This window comes from bacterium (genome assembly GCA_013360215.1).
Lineage (GTDB): Bacteria > CLD3 > CLD3 > SB21 > SB21 > JABWCP01.
In genome coordinates, this window is record JABWCP010000054.1 from 1 (window position 1) to 4,845 (window position 4,845).

Consider the following 4,845-nt stretch of genomic DNA (forward strand, 5'->3'; position numbering starts at 1 on the left):
TAATAATCAGTTTTTGAAATATAATGAAATTACCAATCGACCGACGAAATTTTACGAAATTTACAACCAACCCTCGGGTTGGTTGTAAAACAACAAAACCGGACATTTCTACTTTGCCTTGACATAAAGGGAAAAAAAACTTGACTTTTTTGAGTCCGAACGCTATTATTGCCCCGTTCGATGAACACTGCTCAGTAGCTCAATGGCAGAGCATTCGGCTGTTAACCGAAGGGTTGTAGGTTCGAGCCCTACCTGAGCAGCCAAACCCGCGTACTTGCATTAGGTATGCGGGTTTTCTATTTTGTGCCAACATTTTTTGAAAGCATCGTTATGCGAAAATCGTTGTTAGGTTTTTGGACATTATTCATCATTCCCATTTCATTATATAGTCAGTTGACCGGATTTCATCTATACGAAAAAGACGGTGTTTATAATGTTTCACCCTGGCTCCGTTACGACCGCGCATCCGGATTTTTTACCGGTTTGACGGGCGATTATTTTTTTATAGAACGCCTCAAAATGCACGGTGAAGGAGGATACGCTTGGGCGGCGCGAAAACCCGATTACCACCTCCGATTACAGCAGAGCTTTATTTCAGATAATACGGAATATAGTATCGCTGCGGCATATTTTGATAAAGCCGATACGCGCGATCGGATGGTTTTACCGGAATGGCAAAATTCTTTGACATCCGTAGTGGCCAAACGCGATTATTATGATTGGTATCGCATCAAAGGCGGAAACTTTGAAATGCGTACCGATATTTCCGGTACACTCAAAATCACCATATCTGGAACCTGGCAACAGTATCGCAATACCGATGTAAATGCGCGATGGAGCATGTTTGATTGGGGTGCGAAAAAGAACAATGGCCACGCGCGATTTCGTATAAATCCGGAAATTCCCGAAGGGCGTGATGTGTCACTCGGTACGGCGATCGAATTGGACACCCGGCCTTCGCCTTTGGCATCTGTGAGCGCATGGTTGATACACAGCGACTATGCCAATGCCCGTTTACTGCACAAAGCGTTCAATTCGGATTTTTCATACCAGCGTGGGAGCCTGACTATTACGCGCCAACAGCGCATGTTTGGAAAACAAAAATGGACATTCTACGGCGCCTATGACGGTTTTTCAGGGAACACCGTCATTCAAAAAGACTCTTCCTCGTCGCTTACTTACGGCCAGTTTTTATACGATGCCGGCGGCTTAGGCAGTCTGCGCGGATATGGTTATAAGGAATTTTCGGACGGCAATCGGCGCATGCTTTTCCAGAGTGAATACTATTTTAATGGTTCTTTTTTGCCGCAAACTCCCCTCACCAAAATATGGGGCCTGGGTTTTATATTTAAAACATTTGACCTGATGTTATTTTGGGATATCGGCCACGCATGGCAAGCCTCGGAAAAAGTCATGTATTTCGTACCCGATGGTTTTCATTGGAGAGATATGAGATCATCTGCAGGCGGTGGTTTGGCCGTATCGGATTGGATCAAAATACAATATGCTTACGTTTTAAAAGACGGTATCCGAACCCATCGAGGAAATTACGGAATCTATTTCCAATTCACACCCAAGCTAAAATAATCGCTATGATAGACAGCCAGTATTTTTTTGTCCGGCCGCAGGATGTGTATGCCGATCATTTGGTTCTGCGAGATGACGAATCGCAACACTGCGTCAAAGTGTTGCGCAAAGCGCCCGGAGATCGTTTCTATGCGATAGACGGATTGGGGCACGAATTTACAGTTGCATTGGAACATTCCGATAAAACATCAGCCCACTGCCGTATTCTTTCGACAGCGAGTAAACCCCGCGAACTCGGATTTGAAATCACACTGGTACAGGCTTTGATCAAAAAAGATCATTTTGACCTCGTGGTGGAAAAAGTGACCGAACTTGGCGTACATCGTATCATCCCCGTCAAGACGCGACGTTCTCTGCCGGAGGCAGGCCACACAAAAATAGAACGTTGGCACAAAATCGCATTGACGGCCATGAAACAATCGCGGCGAAGCCTTATGCCGGAAATAACGCCCGTTTCAGATTTAAACTCCGTATTGCGAAGGTACGCGGATCGCCCCGTTCAAAAAATTTTTCTGCATGAATCTTCCGAACAACCTCTGGATCCAAACGGAATAAATTTTGCGAAAGCGTGCGATACCATAATCGTCGTTGGTCCGGAGGGCGGGTTTACGGACGAAGAAGCCGCTAGGGCCGCAGAGTATGGATTCCAAAGTTTTTCGCTAGGCTTACGCCGTTTGCGTGCTGAAACGGCAAGCATTTGTGGTGTAGGTCTTTTTTCAATGTTTGCACACCCGTAAAATATCTAAAAACGGGCTTTTAGGGGCATATATACCCGTAATCATGCCACTATCAAGGCTTTATACGAAAATACATCTTGACAAAAGCCACTTCACGATATATATTAATATCGTTACAAAAAAACGATCTGTTTTCGATTCGTAATCAAAAACAGATGCTTCAAAAAAGTTCTTTTCCAATACTAAATTTCATTTCACGATCGCTCTCGATGGTTAGACTGCTTAAGTTTTGAGTGCGTATGATTAATCAAGTACGTGCTTTTCACCAAAAAAAGGAGTTCTAACCATGACCAAAGCTGATCTCGTCGCCAAGATGGCGAAAGACGCTGATGTATCGAAAACCAAAGCCGAAAAATCTTTGGAATCATTCATCGAAGCGATCTCCATGTCCTTGAAAAAAGGCAAAGCTGTAACGCTCGTTGGTTTCGGCACATTTAGCGTGGCAAAACGTAAAGCCCGTACGGGTCGCAATCCCCAAACCGGCGCTACGATCAAAATTGCTGCGGCTAAAGTTCCGAAATTCAAAGCCGGCAAAGCCCTCAAGAACACGGTAAAAAAAGGTTAATCGCTTTCACTCCCTCCGTAATAGGTGAAGAAAGCGGTCACCTAAAGTCTCTCGGATATACCGGGAGACTTTTTTATTTTTTGGCTTGATTGCCTTACCCTCATCCCATACATTTTGCCGAATGGAAACTATGTTCTCATGTCTAAACTAATTCTTGGCATCTTAGCCTCCGGCAATGGCTCCAATTGCAGGGCTATCCATAAAGCGATAACCGATGGATTGTGTAAAGCTCAAATCGGTGTAATCATCAGCAATCACGCGGAAGCAGGCGTTTTGCAGTTTGCTCGTGAGAACGGTATTCCGGCTTTTCATATCGCCAGTGAACAGTTTTCTGAAATTTCAGAATTTCATGCAGCGATCAAAAATTGTTTATCACAGCATCAGGTCCATTTGGTTGTTTTGGCCGGTTATATGAAAAAAATCGGTAAACCGATTTTAGATATTTACCCGAACCGCATTATTAATATACATCCTGCACTTTTGCCTGCATTTGGCGGCAAAGGTATGTACGGACATCACGTGCACCAGGCTGTTTTGGAATACGGAGCTAAAATCACCGGTGTTACGGTACATTTCGTAGACCCTGAATATGATCATGGTAAGATCATCCTCCAAAAGGCTGTTGAAGTGATGGAAGATGATAATGTGGAGTCCTTGAGTGCTCGTGTGCTGAAAGCCGAGCACGAAACCTATTATAAGGCAATAAATCTTTTTGCCAACGAATACGCTGAAAACACTTTTTAGATGATAGATAGAACTGATATAACCAGGAGAGGCATGATGAAACCGATGAAAAATGTTTTATGGCTACTGATAATAGGCGCAAGTCTGTTCGCCCAAGGCAAAACCAGTATTGACTCGGACAAACAAAAAGTAGCTATTATCCCGATTGATGCAGTTAAAATCGCCGAATCGTATGGCGCAACACAGACAGTAAACTGGCAATTGAGCGGAGCTACGTGGAAATCGGCTCCCGAATCACCTTTTGCTGATCCGGCATCCCTTGCTGCTTTTGCCGAAGCGGCCACGCAACGCGTCATCGAAGCTTTTGTAAAGCTTGGCCGTTTTGTCGTGCTCGACCGTAGTGCGATGGAAAAAATAATGAAGGAGCAGGATTTCCAACTTTCAGATAATATTGATCCGAACACGGTAACCAATATCGGCGGACTTTTGGGCGCACAATATATCGTGAATGGCCAACTACAGCAGGTCAGCACCAATCCGTATTATAATCCGAAAGACAAAACAACGCTGATGGGCTATTCCGGTACGGTAGAAATTCAGATTACCATCTTAGATGTGGCCACCGGTCAAGTTATGACATCTAAGCGCGTCAAGGGCAGTACGGAGGTCGAAGGAACGAAAATTCTCGGTATGGCATTATTGGACGCTTATGAATCCACACCGATCAAGGCTGCATACAAAGGTCTTAGCGAATGCGGAAGTGACCTCAAAAAATGGTTACGCGATGCATTCCCTGTCGAAGGCGAGATTTTTGAAATTACTAAAGAAGACAAGAAAAAAGGCGGTGCCACGGTGGTTAATATTACCTGCGGCAAAGATATCGGGGTAAAAAAAGGCGATCGTTTCCGCGTCTATACAGAAACCGAAGTTGAAGTAGCCGGAAAAATGCGCAAAAAAACCACCGATGTCGGTATTCTTGAAGTGAAAACTGTTGCCGAAGACGGCTGGTCATCGCTATGCGATGTCGAAAAGGGCGGTAAAGCCATTTCTGAAAAAGTCAAAGCCGGTGAAAAGCTGAAAGTTGTTTCAGTTAAAAAATAATTTTAAATGAATATCTGCATAAAAAAACCCCGAACTTGTTCGGGGTTTTTTATTTATCAAAACTATGTCTCGTGTCTCGTCCTTCAATACGTCCACAGGAGGAGTAACAGATGCAAGAAGGACAAGGGTCTAGGTTGTATGTGAAGCGGACGCAACGGGATTACAGTTTAG

The 4,845-nt window shown here is 44.3% G+C and carries 5 protein-coding genes and 1 tRNA gene; all 6 read left to right on the top strand.

All coding sequences use genetic code 11. From position 1 onward, the window contains the following. Positions 1-188: 188 nt before the first annotated feature. The 6 genes from HUU58_16040 to HUU58_16065 all read left to right on the top strand — a co-directional run bounded on the left by HUU58_16040 (position 189) and on the right by HUU58_16065 (position 4,674). Positions 189-263, top strand: a tRNA-Asn gene (locus tag HUU58_16040). A 67-nt stretch (positions 264-330) separates the two neighbouring features. After that, positions 331-1,587 carry a hypothetical protein gene (locus HUU58_16045; GenBank protein ID NUN47184.1) on the top strand — a complete coding sequence of 419 codons (1,257 nt, stop codon included), beginning with the start codon at positions 331-333 and terminating at the stop codon, positions 1,585-1,587. 5 nt (positions 1,588-1,592) lie between these two features. After that, on the top strand, positions 1,593-2,324 hold the full coding sequence (locus HUU58_16050; GenBank protein ID NUN47185.1) for a 16S rRNA (uracil(1498)-N(3))-methyltransferase: 732 nt from the start codon (positions 1,593-1,595) through the stop codon (positions 2,322-2,324). A gap of 286 nt (positions 2,325-2,610) precedes the next feature. Beyond that, positions 2,611-2,889, top strand: a complete 279-nt coding sequence (locus HUU58_16055) for an HU family DNA-binding protein (protein ID NUN47186.1) — start codon at positions 2,611-2,613, stop codon at positions 2,887-2,889. A 138-nt stretch (positions 2,890-3,027) separates the two neighbouring features. Next, a complete protein-coding gene (locus tag HUU58_16060; GenBank protein ID NUN47187.1) occupies positions 3,028-3,633 on the top strand; it encodes a phosphoribosylglycinamide formyltransferase in 606 nt (201 codons plus the stop codon). 33 nt (positions 3,634-3,666) lie between these two features. Further along, on the top strand, positions 3,667-4,674 hold the full coding sequence (locus tag HUU58_16065) for a hypothetical protein (GenBank protein NUN47188.1): 1,008 nt from the start codon (positions 3,667-3,669) through the stop codon (positions 4,672-4,674). Positions 4,675-4,845: the final 171 nt, after the last annotated feature.

What these genes read in the sequence shown, in the direction of transcription:
- HUU58_16045 (NUN47184.1), top strand. Translation starts at nt 331, where the DNA reads ATGCGAAAATCGTTGTTAGGTTTTTGGACATTATTCATCATTCCCATT.
- HUU58_16050 (NUN47185.1), top strand. Translation starts at nt 1,593, where the DNA reads ATGATAGACAGCCAGTATTTTTTTGTCCGGCCGCAGGATGTGTATGCC.
- HUU58_16055 (NUN47186.1), top strand. Translation starts at nt 2,611, where the DNA reads ATGACCAAAGCTGATCTCGTCGCCAAGATGGCGAAAGACGCTGATGTA.
- HUU58_16060 (NUN47187.1), top strand. Translation starts at nt 3,028, where the DNA reads ATGTCTAAACTAATTCTTGGCATCTTAGCCTCCGGCAATGGCTCCAAT.
- HUU58_16065 (NUN47188.1), top strand. Translation starts at nt 3,667, where the DNA reads ATGATGAAACCGATGAAAAATGTTTTATGGCTACTGATAATAGGCGCA.